Source organism: Flavobacterium marginilacus, assembly GCF_026870155.1.
Taxonomy (GTDB): domain Bacteria; phylum Bacteroidota; class Bacteroidia; order Flavobacteriales; family Flavobacteriaceae; genus Flavobacterium; species Flavobacterium marginilacus.
Genome location: NZ_CP113975.1, coordinates 2,616,734 through 2,633,418, shown reverse-complemented (window position 1 = coordinate 2,633,418; position 16,685 = coordinate 2,616,734). Strand labels below are relative to the sequence as shown.

The following is a 16,685-nucleotide window of genomic DNA, read 5'->3' as shown; positions in this document are numbered from 1 at the left end:
TAGACACAAACAATTGCATAAATATCCAAATTTATTTAAATTAGTTACCCTAAATAAATATCCAATTATATATCCAATTTTACCAATATCATGCAGAATCAAACCCGTATCATAATAGAAAATGTTTTGCCGCAGCTTAATAGCGGCAGTTTTGCCATTAAAAGAATCGTTGACCAAAAAGTATCTGTAACAGCCGAAGTTTTTTCAGATGGTCATGATGTCATAGAATGCTGTGTTAAGTTCAAACACGAATTTGATAAAAGCTGGAATGAAGTCCGAATGGTTCATAATCAGAATGATGAATGGTCAGCGGAATTCCACGTAGAAAAACAGGGAAAATATACTTATTTTGTAGAAGGCTGGGTAGATTATGCACTAAACTGGCAGCATGGTACTGAACGAAAAATCAATGACAATCAATATGTAAAATCTGAACTGCTGGAAGGAGCAGAGTATATCCGTGAAATCCTTAGTGCAGTTGATGCTTCTGACAATGAATACCTTAATCAGCTGGTATATTATTTCACAACTGAATCAGAATACGATAACGCTGTAAGAGAAACAAAGTCAGAAAGGCTTATCAGTATTTTCAAAAAATATCCTGTCCGATTTTTAGAAAATAAATCAATTGATTTAGAAATATATGTTGACCGAAAAAAAGCGCTTTTCAGTACTTGGTATGAATTTTTTCCGCGGTCAGCTTCTTCTGAAGAAGGAAAACACGGAACTTTCAAAGACTGCGAAAGACTCCTTCCCAGAGTTGCTGAAATGGGATTTGATACGCTTTATTTTCCGCCGATTCATCCTATTGGGGAAGTAAACCGAAAAGGCAAAAACAACGCTACAAATGCTGAATATGGTGATGTAGGCTCTCCTTGGGGAATTGGTTCCCATCACGGCGGACATAAATCAACACATCCTGAATTAGGTTCTATCGAAGATTTTAAAGAATTGGTACAAAAAGCTAAAGATTTAGGAATTGAAGTCGCAATGGATTATGCCCTGCAGGCCGCACCGGATCATCCTTATGTAAAAGATTTTCCGCAATGGTTCAAATGGAGGCCTGACGGAACCGTACAGTATGCCGAAAACCCTCCAAAAAAATACCAGGATATTCAGCCTATTTATTTTGAGAGTTCTGACTGGAAGAATCTTTGGAAAGAACTGCTTGATGTTGCTTTATTTTGGATTGAAGAATGCGGTATTCAAATATTCAGAGTTGATAATCCGCATACCAAGCCATTTTATTTTTGGGGCTGGTTAATTGCCGAAATCAAAAAGAAGCATCCAGATGTTTTATTTTTGGCAGAAGCTTTTACACGTCCTAAAATAATGAATGAGCTGGCCAAACAAGGCTTCAGCCAGTCTTACACTTATTTTACATGGAGAAATACCAAACAGGAATTAACCGAATATGTTGAAGAATTGACCAAAACTGTGCAAAAAGAATTTTACCGCCCCAATTTTTGGCCAAACACACCAGACATTAACCCTTTTGCTCTACAGAATGGAAACGAATCTGTCCATTTGCAAAAATATTTCCTCGCAGCCACATTAAGTTCAAATATTGGAATTTACGGACCCGTTTTTGAATATATGGTCAGCACACCTATGGCTCCTGGAAAAGAAGAATACCTGCATTCTGAAAAATACCAATGCTATACCTGGGACTGGAACATACAAAACAAACTCACTACGCTGATAGCAAGAATAAACACAATCAGAAAAGAACAAATTTCATTACAGCAGACCAATAATATTGTTTTTTGCGAAACCAATAATGATCAAGTGATCGCTTATTATAAATTCGATGATAATAAACAAAATGAAACACTGATGATTGTCAGTCTTGATCCGTATCATACCGGCAAAGCAATGATAAAACTTCCATCACAACTTGAGAGCCATAACATCCAGATTGATGATTTGATTACCGGAAATACCTATTCATGGAATAATGAATGGAATTATGCTGAACTCCCTCCAGAATTGCCTTTTCATCTATTTAAAATTCAGAAATAATGGTTGATAAAATTAACGAAGCCGAATATAAAAACCCGCTTGTATTTCATACAGACTGGGGAAATGCTTTTGAAGACGAAAGTTTTATTAAAATTTTTGCTTCCGATATTTTAGAAAATTACATTATCAACAAAAGGTGGTATGGAGGCAAAGCCAGTACATTAAAATACATTGAAATTGTACATTCTTTCAAAATCACTTCAGCAGACAATACATATTACGGTGTTTTATTAGAAGTTAATTTTAAAGAAGCTTTTTACCAGCATTACTTTATGCCATTGGCTTTTTTACCGCAAAAGGATTTAGATACTAATACTATCATTGCTCCGGTAGTAATGAATGAAAAAGAAGGTTATCTTGTAGATGCTTTGCATCAGGAAGATTTCAGAAAATTACTTTTTGAAAAAATTATTCATTCCAAAAAAGATGAAGAAACCAAAGTAAGCTTTCACAAAGGAAAAAAACTGCATGCCAAAGAATATATTTCCTCTCATTTTATGGGGGTAGAACAAAGCAATACTTCAATAGTTTTTAATGACAATTTAGTGTTGAAAATTTTTAGAAGAATATATATCAGCATGAATCCGGATTATGAAATCAGCCGTTTTCTTACTGAAAGAATGAACTTTAAGCATTCGCCAGCCTATACCGGAAGTATCAGCATTGTCTTTTCGGAAGGAAATATTACGTTGGGACTAATGCAGGAATTGGTTCCCAATCAGGGAGATGCATGGAAATATATGCTTGAAGAAGCTGACCGGATTTTTGAAAATCTGAGCACTAAAAAGATCATAGTGAGCAGACTTCCGGAAATAGAATTATTTAAAAGGCTTCCGTTAAAAGATGTACCCCATGAAATAATTGATTGGGCTGGACTGAGTATTTTTTTAAGAATTCAGACTTTAGCTTCCCGAACCGCCGAAATGCATATAGCACTTGGAAGCGATATTCATGAAACCGCTTTTACACCTCTTACTTATAATGGTGATTATTCTGTTTGGCTAAAAAACAGATTGACTTATCAATTTCAAAACAGATTGAATATCTTAGAAAATAATCTGCACAAATTAGATGGTTTAGAATTAGAGTTAGCTAATAAATTTTTGGACAATAAAAAAGAAATCAGAAAAGTTTTCCTTGATTTTGACTGGACTCAGATGAAATCGGAACGGATCCGCATTCATGGTGACTATCATTTAGGCCAGGTTTTAATGAATGGTGATGATTTTTGCATTCTTGATTTTGAAGGAGAACCGGAAAGTACGATCAGGGATCGAAAAGTAAAACAGCCGCCGTTAAAAGATGTAGCAGGGATGTTCCGATCCTTTCATTATGCAATTTATGCCACTATATTCAACAGCAATGATAAATATCCTTATACGCAGGAAGAACTTTTTCAGGCAGGAGAAATTTTATACAAATATTTTGTAGGCGTTTTTCTAAATACCTATACTGAAGTGGTTCAATCTGGTAATTTAAATATTGGCTATCAAAAAGAAATTGATTTTTTACTAAAATACTGTCTTCTTGAAAAAGCAATCTACGAATTGGGTTATGAATTAAATTCCCGTCCCAGATGGTCAGTAATTCCATTAACAGGAGTTGCCAGTATAATGGGGTTTAATACAATTAATTGATTACAATTTCACAAGAAAAAAATAAAAATACACAATGAACAAAGTACAAACCTATTCCCTTTTTACAGATTTCGACATTGATTTATTCAAAGCCGGCAAACATTTCAGACTTTACGAAAAATTAGGAGCTCATCTTATCGAAGTGGATGGAGTGAAAGGTGTTTATTTTGCAGTATGGGCGCCATCAGCAAGAACGGTTTCGGTTGTAGGAGATTTTAATTATTGGATACAGGGAGAACATCCTTTACAGGTACGATGGGATTCATCAGGAATATGGGAAGGTTTTATTCCAGGGATAGAGCAGGGAACCACATACAAATATAAAATACAATCCCATAATGAGGAAATTATTACAGAAAAAGCAGACCCATTTGCTTTTTACTGCGAAAAACCACCGCATACTGCTTCTGTTATCTGGGATCTTGATTATAAGTGGGATGATAAAAAATGGATGCAGACCCGAAAAGAGCATAACGATTTAGACAAACCATATTCTGTTTATGAAGTTCATTTGGGCTCATGGAAAAGGCATGGCGAAGAAAACCGTTTTTTAACTTATCTGGAATATGCTGAAGATTTAGTAAAATATGTCAAAGAAACAGGCTTTACTCATGTGGAATTTATGCCTGTTATGGAGTATCCGTATGATCCTTCGTGGGGTTATCAATTGGTCGGCTATTTTGCACCTACCTCCCGTTTTGGGAATCCTCAGGATTTTATGACATTGGTAGATAAACTTCATCAGGCTGGTATTGGTGTGATTTTAGACTGGGTTCCGTCACATTTTCCAGAAGATGCTCATGGTCTGGGCTTTTTTGACGGTTCTAATTTATTTGAGCATCCAGATAGAAGAAAAGGATATCATCCTGACTGGAAAAGCTTAGTTTTTAATTATGGGCGAAATGAAGTCCGTTCCTTTTTAATAAGTAATGCGCTGTTTTGGCTGCATCATTATCATATTGACGGTCTTAGAGTAGACGCAGTGGCTTCTATGCTGTATTTGGATTATTCCAGAGAAGAAGGTGAGTGGGAGCCAAATATTTATGGCGGAAGAGAAAATCTGGATACTATCAGCTTTTTAAAAGACTTTAATGAAGCCGTTTATGGCAATTATGAAGGAGTACAGACTATTGCCGAAGAAAGCACTTCGTTCCCTATGGTTTCAAGGCCTGCTTACGCTGGAGGATTAGGTTTTGGAATGAAATGGATGATGGGCTGGATGCACGATACACTTCAGTATTTTCAAAAAGAAACCGTGTATCGAAAATACCATCAAAACGATTTAACGTTCTCAATGACTTATACCTATACTGAAAATTTTATGCTTCCTCTTTCACACGATGAAGTAGTATATGGAAAAAGATCTATTCTAGGAAGAATGCCTGGTGATGAATGGCAGCGATTTGCAAATCTGCGCTTACTTTATGGTTATATGTTTGCACATCCCGGAACCAAATTACTGTTTATGGGAGCAGAATTTGGGCAAAGCAGGGAGTGGGATTTTCAAAATAGTCTGGATTGGCACTTGCTTCAATATGATTTTCACAATGGAATAAAAAAGACAATTACAAAACTCAACCAATTATACAAAACGGAGCCAGCTTTGTATGAAAAACAGTTTAGCCCTGAAGGTTTTGAATGGATTAATTATTCAGACCATGAAAATGCTGTAATGTCATTCATCCGAAAAGGAAACAATCCTAAAGACGATTTAATCATTGTACTGAATTTTACACAGGTAGTAAGAGAAAATTATCAGATAGGTGTTACTAAATCAGGAAAATTAAGCGAAATATTTAATAGTGATGATACCGCTTTTGGCGGCAGCGGTGTAAAATCTAATAAAGAACCAGTAATAAATAATACTCCGTATGATGGAAAAGCATATTCTGCAGTAATTACACTTCCGCCATTGGGAGTAATCATTTTTAAAATAGAATGAGTTCAATTATAAAAAACAGATACTACTGATAACTAAACGATAAGATATAATATTTAAAAAATAATACTGCGATTACTTCAATTTAGATTATTACAAATTAAAAATAAATACATTCGCAGAATAAACAAAAAAGACAAACATGGCAGACTTAGCAAAAGGCAGTAAAAAATTATTAAACGCATGGGCATTTTACGATTGGGCAAATTCAGTATATCCATTGGTGATTTCTTCAGCAATATTTCCAATTTTTTACGAAGCATTATTTTCAGAAAGAGATCATTATATAGACGTTTTTGGTCTTCATTTAAAAAACTCTGCGTTAATTAGTTTTGTTACAGCAGCAGCTTTTTTAATGGTTGCAATTTTTTCTCCATTATTATCAGGAATAGCTGATTATGTAGGAAATAAAAAATCTTTCATGAAGTTTTTTTGTTATGTAGGTGCTTGTTCCTGTATCGGTTTAAATTGGTTTAGTTTAGAGAACATTTATGTTGGCTTATTTTTCTATTTTTTTGGTTTAATAGGATTTTGGGGGAGTTTAGTATTTTATAACTCTTATCTGCCAGATATAGCTTACACTGAACAGCAGGATGGAGTGAGTGCCAAGGGCTATTCTTTGGGCTACATCGGCAGTGTTATTTTATTAATTCTAAATTTAGCAATGGTAATGATGCCGGATACTTTTGGAATTACAGGAAGTAAAGGAGAAGCAGCCATGAAAGCAATGAAATATTCCTTTGTTATGGTTGGAATCTGGTGGATACTTTTCAGCCAATATACTTATTATTATTTGCCTAAAGGAAATAAAAACACCGATAGAAAAGTAACCAAAGCTGTAGTGTTTAATGGTTTTAAAGAACTCAAAAAAGTTTGGGGGCAATTAGAAGCCAATATTCCGTTAAAAAGATATCTAATTAGCTTTTTTGTTTACAGTATGGCTGTTCAGACAGTAATGTTAATTGCAACTTATTTTGGTTCGCAGGAAATAGCATGGGAATCGAGCAGTCAAAGTCAGATAGGACTAATTATATGTATTTTATTAATTCAGCTGGTAGCCGTAGCTGGGGCAATTCTAACTTCAAAAGCATCTGCTAAATTCGGAAACTTACCAACACTTATCGTAATCAATTGTTTTTGGTGCTTACTTTGTTCTGCTGCTTATTTTATTGTCACTCCTGAACAGTTTTATGTAATGGCAGCATTGGTAGGTCTTGTAATGGGGGGCATTCAGGCATTATCACGTTCTACTTATTCCAAGCTATTACCAGAAACTGAGGATACAGCTTCTTTTTTTAGCTTTTATGATGTAACTGAAAAAATTGGAATTGTAATAGGAATGTGTGTGTATGGCATTATTGATCAAATTACAGGAAGCCCAAGATTAGCAATTGTTTTTTTGGCAGTATTTTTTGTAATAGGTGTTTTGCTTTTGAATAGAGTTCCAAAAAATGACGCTGTATCAAAATAAACAACTGTTTTCAAATAAAAACAATTCTTTTGTTTAAAAAAGTGAAAAAATATAAAATCTAACAATCTTAAAATGTATTTACCAAAATACAGATTTGAAAAAATTTGAATTCTCTATAATTTAGTTTTACTCAACTTAGAGGCTGTCCGAAAAGGACAGCTTTTTTTATGCTGCAAATTTCAGGAATCGATTTTGGGTTGGTTGATTAATGAAAAAATATTCTGTTACAGTATTTAAAAAGTGAATTTCGACTTTTATAGCTCTATTTAGAACTCTGAAGGAGATTTTTAGATGAGTTTTCGACGCATCATTGTTCTTTGCTATCATTTTTCTGAAATTATGCCCGATAGCCATCAATAGAAATTCCATTTCCACTTTTTCGATGCTTGTGAAAGTAAACCGGCTGAATTTATTGTTGTTTTTTAGCTGTCCGAATACTGCTTCAACTTCTATTGGGCGTTTGCTTCGGTGTTCGAGTCCTTTTTCGCTCATGAGCAGCTCTTTGGCTTGAGCCCTTAATTGGTTCAGGCGGTGGTTTACTTCTATTGTTCTGTTTCCTTTGGCTTTATGGCACAAACTTCTAAGTGGACATCCATCACATCTTTTTGCTTGATAATAAGATACTTGTGATTCGTATCCGTTGGCCGATGTCCGTTTTCCACTGCCAATGTTTTCCATTCTTTGTCCCATTGGACACACATAAAAATCCTGCTGTATATTGTAGAACAAATTCTGGACAAGAAACGGATTGTCCTTCATTTTTTTCTTCTGTTCTTTGTGAAAATAATTATACTTTACATAGGCCGTTATGTCTTTATTTTCAAGCATTTCGTAGTTTTCTTCGCTTCCATAACCAGCATCGGCTACAACTGTTTTGCTTTGTTTTTGATACATTTTTTCAAATTCCTCCAAATGGGATTTTAAAGTCGTAGTGTCGTTAGGTGTCTGATGAATGGTTACGTTGGTAATGAATTGATTTTCAGTAGAAATCTGAGGATTGTATGCAGGTTTTAACTGTCCGTTTTTCATATGGTCTTCCTTCATTCTCATAAAGGTAGCGTCAGGATCTGTCTTACTGTAGGAGTTTCTATTGCCTAAAATCACTAAATCTTTTTCGTATTTTTCAAGCTTTGGCAGGTGCTCTTCCTGAAGCTTTTCAAGCTCTTTGGTTATCTTCTTGTTGGGCTCTTTGAGTTTTTTATTGAGTTCTGATAATTTTTCTTTCAGCTCTTCCGAGTTTATTTTTTTTGGTAATTCTTCCTTGTTGACTTCTTGATTATCTGATAAAATACTGTTTTCAATGTCGGATAAGATACTGTTGATTTTTACTTCGAGCTTTTCTTTGTATTTCTCTATAGAACCCCGCCAGACAAAGGTGTATTTATTGGATTTGGCTTCTATTTTTGTTCCATCAATGTATTGGATATCCAGACTGACATAGCCCATTTCCACAAGCATTTTGACCACCTCTGCAAATAAATCTTTGATGTTTTCTTTTAAAATCTTTCCTCTAAAATCGTTAATGGTTCTAAAATCAGGAGTTGAGTTGCCTGAAATAAACATAAAATGAATGTTCTCAGTAAGTGCCTTTGCTATTTTTCGGCAGGAATAAGTGTTGCTTAAATAACTGTAAAACAAAACCTTAAGCATCATTCTGGGATGATAGGCCGAGGTGCCTCCTCCTTTATATATTTTAAGTATATGACTTATATCCAATGAATTGACAATCTTATCCACTAAGCGGACAGGATGGTTTTCTGAAATTTTATCAAAAATATTTATCGGAAAAAGTTCCGGTGTATTGATCGATTGCGATTTAAATATTACTTTAGCCATTGCTCGTTTTTTGTGCAACTCTAAGATACTATTTTAGATTAAAAACAGCAAAAAAAAGGCTGTCCTTACTTTTTGGACAGCCTCTTTTTTTTGAACTCTCATTAGTATTGTTCGGGAAAGAGGCAGAGTTTCTATAAGGATTATAATTGCAGTTTGTTTTTGAATCTAAATTAGAATTTGATGTAGGTCAAAGTATAAAGCAGTATGGGTTTATAAAAATTCTATTTTACATAATATAAATTATAGTTCACTACAATATCTAAACATTTGTAAGTCAAATGCTTAGTTCTTTTAAAACAATTCCCGTTAATGTTCCCTTAACGGATTCGTTCAGCTTAAAACTTTTATTTGCTGATTGTGAAGTTATTGACCAGCGTTTAACTTCTCAAACAGCAATTTATTATGAAAGTTTGGATGCTGTTGATTGTGAATTGCATCCTCCGAAACCGTTAATGATTGTTCAAAATGGAATTACTGTAAGGATTGGACTTGCTGAAATTCCGTTATTTAATCATGAAACAAAAGAACAGACTAAAACTAAATTTATAAGTCTTACAGTTTCTTCTAAATTGTTAAAATCTCGATATTTTGAGGGAATTAATAAGTCAAACATAAAACTCTTATATGAGGAATTTTTAAATTTCAATGTATTTAAATGCTCTTTTGAGGCATTTTTAGACGGTTATATATCAGATGTAGACATATGTGTTAATCGTTACGCAGATACTCCTCAAATCTTTAGTGATGCCCTAGACGCTCTTATTAGTCAAACTGGCAATAAAGAGAAATATACACATAAAGTTTCAGAAGCTTTCAATTTGGGATTAGCATTTAATAAACGTGATTACGCCAAACCCTCATTACCATTTATTAAACTATATCATAAAGAGTTTGAGTTAATGAGTAAATCAGTTGAATTTTATAATACTTATTTATTTCCCGAATACTACCATGCGATAAAAAATTTAACTCGTATTGAGGTCACTATCAAAAATTATGACCATAAAAAAAGACTTCAAAAATATGGCATATGTCCACAATTCAAAACTTTAAGAGAATATCTTGATATCCCTGGACCCGATTTGTATAATGTTGTAGTCTTTTCGATTAATGCTTATATAGAAAATAAAGTAAGACAAAAAGCCCCGCAATTATCCCCTACAGACCATATAATTTATGAATTGATTCAAAACTGCATACAGAGCGGTTATGATTTCAAAACACTTCAAGCAATCGCTTTGACATTTAAAGGCAGTTCAAAGGAAGCTACTGAGGTAGCACAATCTCGAATGAGGAAAAAAATTAAAGATTTATTTGATTTACTCATTCATAAAGATTTAAAAATTGAATCTCAAGCAAGACACAACGCACACGTTTTAGAATATTTAAAATTTATAAACTTCAAACTTTAAAACTATGAAAAAAACCTTACAAAAAATGTATAACATTTGGACGCTAAACTTTTGGATTTTCAAAATTTATGTGTCTCGCAGATAGTCGACCTATGATAGTCGACTATTCTTATCAAATATGTTAATTTCTTCTTACAAGCTAAACTTTAAATTCTTACAAAATGTTTAATCCTTTTTTTTTAACTGAACTAATTTCAATTTTGATTGATTTTTTTAAAAAGCGAAACTATGAAAGCAACAACCCACCAACAAAAAAAAGCCCTTACTCCAAGTATGGTAATTAAAACGGAAAAGGAAAAAAATTACATGTACAAACTGTCAAACGGTACTTATTTAGAATTTGAAAGTAAAGAGTTCCCGACAGGTAACAAAGTACAGCAAAAAGGAAACCCTAATCAAATGACATTATTTTATTAACTAAATAGGAGGGGTGCCTCCCTCCTATTATCTCTAACCAAAACCAATATGAATACAATCGCCTTAACAAATGTAATTACACATAAAGATGTAGCCAGATTATTAAATGTTTCCGAAAAGACAGCCCAAAAGCATCTAACAGATATAAAGCGAGAAAAGAATTTAAAAGTCGTTTGTATGAAACATTTTAATGACTATTTCAAACTATAACGGCAAATATACCCCTATTTCCTTAAATCTCAAATTTGAGGGTTTTTTTATAGTAATATTTGTCATGTAAAAAAATAATTGTCGGATAAAAACTGACCTAAATTAATTAATATGGAAATATTTAAGCAAGTTGCTGGGGCTGATAACCCTACAGAAGTAAAATTGCAAGTTTCAAAGAGTATCGGGACTCTTTTAATTGCGTGTAGTGCGGACTACGAAATTCTTCAAGATGAAACTATTCAAGTCGAAATTGAACGTGCTAACGGCTCAAATTTTGAAATTACGAAAGGAGCAGTTTCTTTACAGCGTTTTATGCTAGCCACTACTTACGGTGACGATGCTATAGTTTCTGATGACAATTATCAGACTATTGCTCTTTGTGAAATTTGCCGTGAAGGTTCTATCCATCTTTTTGAAAAAGATGTACTTAAGGTTAATCTTAAGAATCTCAAACCTACCGTTTCTTATGAAATTAGAGGTATCGAAGAACCAACCACTAGTTTAGAGGTTTATTCTTATGAGTCTAAATCTATGGCAAGCGATGACACCAATAAGGATTTTAACGTTGAGGGTTATGATATTGCGGTTTTGGATATTAACTCTGACATCACGGAAATTTCCTATACCGTTGCATTGTCAGGCGGTTCTTCAAAAATTATTAAGTATGATTTGTTTGAACTTCGTTCGATGTCCAGAAGCATTGACCCTGTAGCTTATGTTAAAAAGAATGGGACTCTAAAATCTTCTTTCCAGAATTTTGTACAGTTACCTCTTATCGCTGTTTCGAATTTGAACATTCGAAAAACACAGGGGTCTGTTGTCAATTTATTATTAAGAAATCATATTTAAGAAATGGGTTTCTTTAAAAAAATAGGTACAGCCGTTAAGAAAAACGTCAACCTAAAGAACGTGTTGAAAATAGCTACACCCTTAATGTCTATGATTCCAGTTGCAGGCGGTTTGCTTCAGAACATTACTCAGGGGGCAGTTGATGCACACGCTGCTAAAAAAGCACAAAAAGAGTACGATTCCCAAGTGGCTCAGCAACAACAAAACCAAATCGCTCAGCAGACAGCGCAAGCATTGGCTCAAGCGACTACTCAGACACTTGGTGACGCTTTAGTTCAAGGAACTTTTGACGGTATGTCAAACAGCGCAAAACTTACTACAGCTAAGTATGGTGCAACGGTTGCAGATATGACTATATCTCAATGGTTTAAGGAACACTGGTTAGCCGTTTCCCTTGGAGTTACTGCTTTTTTCGGTGCAATCTGGATGCTTACAAAAAGCCATAGTTCTGGTGCAAGAAGGAGAAGGTAAAAAAAAGTTTAGTTACTACGGTGTCTGTAAATTGATTTTTATATTAGATACCGTAGTGCTAATACTTAAGAAATTAGATTTAATTAAAACATTAATAATTCATTTAATACATTAAAAAATGGCACAAAATCAAGCTAGAATTAACACAGACAAATTTGGCAATCCTTATCAGCTAATCGGCTGTAAAGATAAAAAAGGTACAGGTTATGGAGTTGGTTATATTGAGTTGAAAGGACAGCTCTATAAGCTAGAACCTAGCCCCTCAAAGAAAGACGGTGTAACTGATTGGATAAAAGTTACAGCTATCAAAAAGAGACCTACTCATTCCTCAATGTAATGTTTCGGAAAGGTCTTTATTCTTTACTTCCGTTATTCATTCACGAAATAGCGGAAGTTGTAAAAGAAGCAATTAAGAAAAATCGTGAAAGAAAACAATCTTTAAAAACTTAATTATGAAATTATTATCATATATCCCTAATGCACTTAAGTTTGTTGTCAAGTTTGGTGCAATTATCGCTTTAGTGGTAAAAGTCGCACAATTTGCGCATGATGAATATGAAGCTTATTTAGCCAGTCAGCAACCAAAAAACGTAGACAATGAGCAAAAGCTTTCTGAACAATCCGAGTAAAGTAAGAGGTCTTAGAAATAATAATCCGGGCAATCTTATTAGAACATCTATTACATGGCTTGGTAAAGTTCCTTTTACGCAAAGTGAAGACCCAAAATTTGAACAGTTTACAACCTTATCGTACGGCCTTAGAGCAATGCTCAAAGACCTCATAAACGATATTAATAAAGGCAAAAATACTGTACAGCTTTTAATCCGTGAGTACGCACCTCCTATTGAAAATGACACGAATGCTTATATTAATTCCGTTTCGAAAACATTAGGTTATAAGCCTACTCAAAAGATTACCTCTATCAATGCTAATTTTATGTTACGCCTTGTTAGAGCAATTTTAAAAGTCGAATTGGGACAATCCAATATTGAGGTTGCAGATAGCGATATCTTAGAGGCAATATCAAATCTTGGAGAAGTTTCGACCTCAATTCTAAAAGTAGATACTAATGTGTCTTTTTTTAAAAAATTCATGATTCCAATTTTATTAACTGTAGGTCTTTTTTTTTATACCTACGCAACTCAAATTCTAATTTAAAAAACAAAAGAAATTATGCAAGCAATTATCGATAAATTAAAGAATTTTTACACCGAACACAAAACAGTAGTTCTTGGTGCATGTGCTTTACTTCTTGGATTTTTCATTTACAAAAAAATGAATAATAAAAAATAGTCATGTCAATCCGAAGAAATCAAAAGCAAAATTTCTTAGATAGTAAAATTATCCCATTCATTAAAAAGTATGGGATTTTTATTATAGGCTTATTTGTGGTGTTCCCATATGCTTATAAATATTATAAGTTAATGATTGAGAGTGTAAACAACTCGAAAATGCAAGCGGAACAAACAGCAAATACAAACGAAAATGCAAAAGCAGACCCTCAAATTACCAAAAAGAAAACTGAGGAAGTCGCTAAGAAATATCCAAAAATAGATACTAAAACTATGGCAACCCTTGTAGCATCTGCCCGAGGTATTGCTAGTGCATTTGGCACTAATGTAGAAGACAATCATATTATTTTTGGCGGTACAGTAGAATTATTCAATGTCAATGCTTGGAATGAAGACGAAACCGAAGCCATGCGCTTATTAAAAAAGCATACAGGTACATTCCCAGTATTGGAGGAATTATATTACAAAACCGCCACACGTTCAAGGAATTTAATATCTGATATTTTGAAATATTTATCAGATGCACAAATTCAGAAAATGCGAACTTATTATAAATCAAAAGGTTACACGTGGTTTTAAGAAGGAAAAGCCTGCATGTAGCATAAAACTTATACAATATGTATACACTATATTATTTAAACAAAAATTTACAAATGGACTGCCTAAAAGCTCCCAGTTTGGATACTCCAATTCTCATTCCAGAAGATTTAATTTTTACTAATCTTAGAAAGGGAATACACTTTATAAAAGAGCCTCACGAATGTATTAATTTTACCGATATGGAACGATTGATAATAAATTCAGAGTTCTTTGATACTGAACTAGTAAAGCAAGGCGAATTTAGAAAGCAGAACACCTATTTAACACCATTATGCCAAATTGATGAACCTGTTATAGTTCCACCACCGCCTGTCTTATTTCGCATTGAGGGTACTGCTGTAGCTCAAAATTTAACTGCTCATTCTTCTTCGGGTTATCTTCGCATAACTAAAGACGGTTCTGATGCTAATTTCAGTTGTGTAGTTAATGGTTCTTCCTTTCGAGATACAGACTATACAACTACTTCGAATCTTAATGTTTCTTTCTCTAATGCCGTTTTTTTAGATACTCAAGCATCTTTTTTATCTAGTGTTATGTTTGATTTTACATATTCTTTTGTACTTTTAGACGGATCAACTACTAGTTCAAATACTATTACAACAGAAGTTATGCAAAATTCTACTTATAGTAATATCCTTTCAGTTCCTAATAATGCTGTTAAATTAATTTGTTTATTAATTATAAGACAGCTTCCCGTTGTTGTTCCAGTTGAACCATTGCCAGCAATACCAATGCTTGTAAATACACCACATTTAACTTGGTATCGTGCTGACAATCAGCAAAGATTAAGTTTCTTGTTTTTAAGTGCTTTATCAGGAAATAAAACTTTCCAGATATATCATTGTAATAATTTAACAGACCCTTGGGTTTTGTATCCTACTGTATTTACTCAGAATCTTCTTACTGACGGTTCTGATGCAGGACAATCTCTGGTAGTTATAGATCCTTTTGTTTTTGGTGATTCAGCAGTTAATTGGAATCATATAAAAATTAAAGACTTGTCTAGCGGTCAAGAGTCAATCCCTTATCAAGCAGTTACATATAGTAATGATGGTCATTACGTTGCTCCTTAAGTTTTTTTTTCAATAATAATTTAAAAATCAAATTTTTATGTATATTTGGAAAATAATAGAAAATAAGTAAGCTCTGCAAGGCTCTTATTAGTAAATAATCTGATATGATATATAAAAACTACACCCTAATAAGTGTACTCCTTTCATTTGGGGTACACTATTTTTTTTTTATCTCTTACCCTATTCTTTTGAGTTATGGAAGATTTTAAAAAGAAAAATGATTACTCCGTTACAGTCTATCTTAATAAAGAAAAAAGACTATTTACAGAATTTGTCCACTCCGTTTATAATTATACAAAATGGCTTGAGCAGAAATCTATTGAATGGGATTACATTTTAATCTATGTAAGGCGTTCAAGGCAGGTTTTATGCTACTATAAGAAAGGCGATTTAATAGACATGTTCCCAAATTTTACTACTCGTGGGCGTGTCAAAACAGGATGGTAATTTTTTTTTTATCTCTTACCCCTAGAGTAGGGGCAGAGTTTGCAAACTTAATATAAACAAAAAGAGCCTCAAGCGGGACTGCAATCCCTCGGCTCTTAATAGAAAAATAATCTATGGCAAATATAAACAAAATTTTCGAACATACTATAAATTATAGTTCAAAAATATATGCTGTTAATTTTGGCTAGAAATGGCTGTCAGTCTTAGGTTTTAGCGTTTTTGTGTAAAAAATCATTTATTTCAGACAGTGTTATTACAGGATTAGCTCCTTCGCTTTGTGCGGCAATAGATCCAACAGCACATGCAAAATCTACAGCATGCTGCGGATTATTTTCATTAAGCAGTTTAAAAATTAATGAAGCCAAAAATGAATCTCCTGAACCAACAGTATCGACAACATTTACTTTGAATCCATGATTATGGTAAAATTTATTTTCAAAATATAAAATTGCTCCATGAGCTCCCAAAGTCACGCAAACAGTTTTTGTATTGGTTTTTTCAGCAATAAATTTAATATTCTGTTCCAAAGAATTTTTATCTGAATTTAAAGCTGCGCAGATTTCATTTAATTCATCATCGTTAAGTTTCAGTAAATCAGATTCAAGTGCTAAATTTATTATAGTTTTTATGTTATAATATGGCGCTCTTAAATTGACATCAAAAATTTTATATTTAGCAGCGTTTAAAAGCTGTTTTAGTGTGTTTTCAGAAACGGAATCTCTCGAGGATAAACTTCCGTAGACAAAGAAATCGGCATTTTTGACCATGAGTATATTCTCTGCCGTTAATTCAATTTCCATCTTCATCGTTTCCAATTCCGCTGATTACAGCAATATCTACGGCCAAAGAGCTTAGTCTTGAGGCAGCATTCAGCGGTGCTCCGCCAATTTTTTTCTGGTGCGGAAAAACATCAAAAAGAATTTCTCCGAAACAAACACCTTTTAGTTTATTTTTCATTTTTTGGGTTAAAAGATTGAATCTGATCTGTTTAAATTTTAAAGTTAAAGAT

Annotated in this window: 17 protein-coding genes; 14 read left to right on the top strand and 3 right to left on the bottom strand. The window is 33.5% G+C overall.

The window, feature by feature from the left end:
- Positions 1 to 90: 90 nt before the first annotated feature.
- The 4 genes from OZP07_RS11355 to OZP07_RS11340 all read left to right on the top strand — a co-directional run bounded on the left by OZP07_RS11355 (position 91) and on the right by OZP07_RS11340 (position 7,069).
- Positions 91 to 2,022 carry an alpha-1,4-glucan--maltose-1-phosphate maltosyltransferase gene (locus OZP07_RS11355; RefSeq protein ID WP_281638427.1) on the top strand — a complete coding sequence of 644 codons (1,932 nt, stop codon included), beginning with the start codon at positions 91 to 93 and terminating at the stop codon, positions 2,020 to 2,022.
- Positions 2,022 to 3,659, top strand: a complete 1,638-nt coding sequence (locus tag OZP07_RS11350) for a maltokinase N-terminal cap-like domain-containing protein (RefSeq protein WP_281638426.1) — start codon at positions 2,022 to 2,024, stop codon at positions 3,657 to 3,659. Before OZP07_RS11355 ends, OZP07_RS11350 begins: the two co-directional genes overlap by 1 nt.
- A 34-nt stretch (positions 3,660 to 3,693) precedes the next feature.
- A complete protein-coding gene (gene glgB, locus OZP07_RS11345; RefSeq protein ID WP_281638425.1) occupies positions 3,694 to 5,601 on the top strand; it encodes a 1,4-alpha-glucan branching protein GlgB in 1,908 nt (635 codons plus the stop codon).
- Positions 5,602 to 5,740: 139 nt separating this feature from the next.
- Positions 5,741 to 7,069, top strand: a complete 1,329-nt coding sequence (locus OZP07_RS11340) for an MFS transporter (RefSeq protein WP_281638424.1) — start codon at positions 5,741 to 5,743, stop codon at positions 7,067 to 7,069.
- Between the two features lie 165 nt (positions 7,070 to 7,234).
- On the opposite strand, the gene OZP07_RS11335 is transcribed toward OZP07_RS11340, so the two are convergent.
- On the bottom strand, positions 7,235 to 8,905 hold the full coding sequence (locus OZP07_RS11335; protein ID WP_349293666.1) for an IS1182 family transposase: 1,671 nt from the start codon (positions 8,903 to 8,905) through the stop codon (positions 7,235 to 7,237).
- A gap of 278 nt (positions 8,906 to 9,183) precedes the next feature.
- On the opposite strand from OZP07_RS11335, the gene OZP07_RS11330 reads away from it, so the two are divergent.
- The 10 genes from OZP07_RS11330 (at position 9,184) to OZP07_RS11285 (ending at position 15,676) form a co-directional block, all read left to right on the top strand.
- A complete protein-coding gene (locus OZP07_RS11330; RefSeq protein ID WP_281638423.1) occupies positions 9,184 to 10,317 on the top strand; it encodes a hypothetical protein in 1,134 nt (377 codons plus the stop codon).
- Between the two features lie 228 nt (positions 10,318 to 10,545).
- On the top strand, positions 10,546 to 10,734 hold the full coding sequence (locus OZP07_RS11325) for a hypothetical protein (protein WP_281638422.1): 189 nt from the start codon (positions 10,546 to 10,548) through the stop codon (positions 10,732 to 10,734).
- Positions 10,735 to 11,055: 321 nt separating this feature from the next.
- Positions 11,056 to 11,793: a hypothetical protein gene (locus tag OZP07_RS11320; RefSeq protein ID WP_281638421.1), complete on the top strand. Its 738-nt coding sequence runs from the start codon at positions 11,056 to 11,058 to the stop codon at positions 11,791 to 11,793.
- Positions 11,794 to 11,856: 63 nt separating this feature from the next.
- Positions 11,857 to 12,264, top strand: coding sequence for a hypothetical protein (locus tag OZP07_RS11315; protein ID WP_281638420.1), 408 nt, complete (start codon positions 11,857 to 11,859; stop codon positions 12,262 to 12,264).
- A gap of 118 nt (positions 12,265 to 12,382) precedes the next feature.
- Positions 12,383 to 12,601, top strand: a complete 219-nt coding sequence (locus OZP07_RS11310; protein ID WP_281638419.1) for a hypothetical protein — start codon at positions 12,383 to 12,385, stop codon at positions 12,599 to 12,601.
- 115 nt (positions 12,602 to 12,716) lie between these two features.
- A complete protein-coding gene (locus tag OZP07_RS11305) occupies positions 12,717 to 12,893 on the top strand; it encodes a hypothetical protein (RefSeq protein WP_281638418.1) in 177 nt (58 codons plus the stop codon).
- A complete protein-coding gene (locus tag OZP07_RS11300) occupies positions 12,862 to 13,422 on the top strand; it encodes a hypothetical protein (protein ID WP_281638417.1) in 561 nt (186 codons plus the stop codon). The genes OZP07_RS11305 and OZP07_RS11300 overlap by 32 nt, the downstream gene beginning before the upstream one ends.
- Positions 13,423 to 13,559: 137 nt before the next feature.
- Positions 13,560 to 14,135, top strand: a complete 576-nt coding sequence (locus OZP07_RS11295) for a hypothetical protein (protein WP_281638416.1) — start codon at positions 13,560 to 13,562, stop codon at positions 14,133 to 14,135.
- Between the two features lie 38 nt (positions 14,136 to 14,173).
- The gene (locus tag OZP07_RS11290) at positions 14,174 to 15,229 is read left to right on the top strand and encodes a hypothetical protein (protein ID WP_281638415.1); all 1,056 of its coding nucleotides are present in this window, start codon (positions 14,174 to 14,176) and stop codon (positions 15,227 to 15,229) included.
- Between the two features lie 195 nt (positions 15,230 to 15,424).
- A complete protein-coding gene (locus tag OZP07_RS11285) occupies positions 15,425 to 15,676 on the top strand; it encodes a hypothetical protein (protein ID WP_281638414.1) in 252 nt (83 codons plus the stop codon).
- Positions 15,677 to 15,879: 203 nt separating this feature from the next.
- Here OZP07_RS11285 and OZP07_RS11280 read toward each other — a convergent pair whose 3' ends face one another.
- Both OZP07_RS11280 and OZP07_RS22150 read right to left on the bottom strand, forming a co-directional pair.
- A complete protein-coding gene (locus OZP07_RS11280) occupies positions 15,880 to 16,476 on the bottom strand; it encodes a carbohydrate kinase family protein (protein ID WP_349293665.1) in 597 nt (198 codons plus the stop codon).
- Positions 16,466 to 16,633 (bottom strand): hypothetical protein, encoded by a 168-nt coding sequence (locus OZP07_RS22150; protein ID WP_349293664.1) that lies wholly within the window; start codon positions 16,631 to 16,633, stop codon positions 16,466 to 16,468. The genes OZP07_RS11280 and OZP07_RS22150 overlap by 11 nt, the downstream gene beginning before the upstream one ends.
- Positions 16,634 to 16,685: the final 52 nt, after the last annotated feature.

Excerpts from the sequence above, each read along its gene's own strand:
- OZP07_RS11325 (WP_281638422.1), top strand. The coding sequence starts at position 10,546 with ATGAAAGCAACAACCCACCAACAAAAAAAAGCCCTTACTCCAAGTATG.
- OZP07_RS11290 (WP_281638415.1), top strand. The coding sequence starts at position 14,174 with ATGTATACACTATATTATTTAAACAAAAATTTACAAATGGACTGCCTA.
- OZP07_RS11280 (WP_349293665.1), bottom strand. The coding sequence starts at position 16,476 with ATGGAAATTGAATTAACGGCAGAGAATATACTCATGGTCAAAAATGCC.
- OZP07_RS11310 (WP_281638419.1), top strand. The coding sequence starts at position 12,383 with ATGGCACAAAATCAAGCTAGAATTAACACAGACAAATTTGGCAATCCT.
- OZP07_RS11335 (WP_349293666.1), bottom strand. The coding sequence starts at position 8,905 with ATGGCTAAAGTAATATTTAAATCGCAATCGATCAATACACCGGAACTT.
- OZP07_RS11330 (WP_281638423.1), top strand. The coding sequence starts at position 9,184 with ATGCTTAGTTCTTTTAAAACAATTCCCGTTAATGTTCCCTTAACGGAT.
- OZP07_RS11340 (WP_281638424.1), top strand. The coding sequence starts at position 5,741 with ATGGCAGACTTAGCAAAAGGCAGTAAAAAATTATTAAACGCATGGGCA.
- OZP07_RS11350 (WP_281638426.1), top strand. The coding sequence starts at position 2,022 with ATGGTTGATAAAATTAACGAAGCCGAATATAAAAACCCGCTTGTATTT.
- OZP07_RS11305 (WP_281638418.1), top strand. The coding sequence starts at position 12,717 with ATGAAATTATTATCATATATCCCTAATGCACTTAAGTTTGTTGTCAAG.
- glgB (WP_281638425.1), top strand. The coding sequence starts at position 3,694 with ATGAACAAAGTACAAACCTATTCCCTTTTTACAGATTTCGACATTGAT.
- OZP07_RS11355 (WP_281638427.1), top strand. The coding sequence starts at position 91 with ATGCAGAATCAAACCCGTATCATAATAGAAAATGTTTTGCCGCAGCTT.
- OZP07_RS22150 (WP_349293664.1), bottom strand. The coding sequence starts at position 16,633 with ATGAAAAATAAACTAAAAGGTGTTTGTTTCGGAGAAATTCTTTTTGAT.
- OZP07_RS11320 (WP_281638421.1), top strand. The coding sequence starts at position 11,056 with ATGGAAATATTTAAGCAAGTTGCTGGGGCTGATAACCCTACAGAAGTA.
- OZP07_RS11300 (WP_281638417.1), top strand. The coding sequence starts at position 12,862 with ATGAGCAAAAGCTTTCTGAACAATCCGAGTAAAGTAAGAGGTCTTAGA.
- OZP07_RS11285 (WP_281638414.1), top strand. The coding sequence starts at position 15,425 with ATGGAAGATTTTAAAAAGAAAAATGATTACTCCGTTACAGTCTATCTT.
- OZP07_RS11295 (WP_281638416.1), top strand. The coding sequence starts at position 13,560 with ATGTCAATCCGAAGAAATCAAAAGCAAAATTTCTTAGATAGTAAAATT.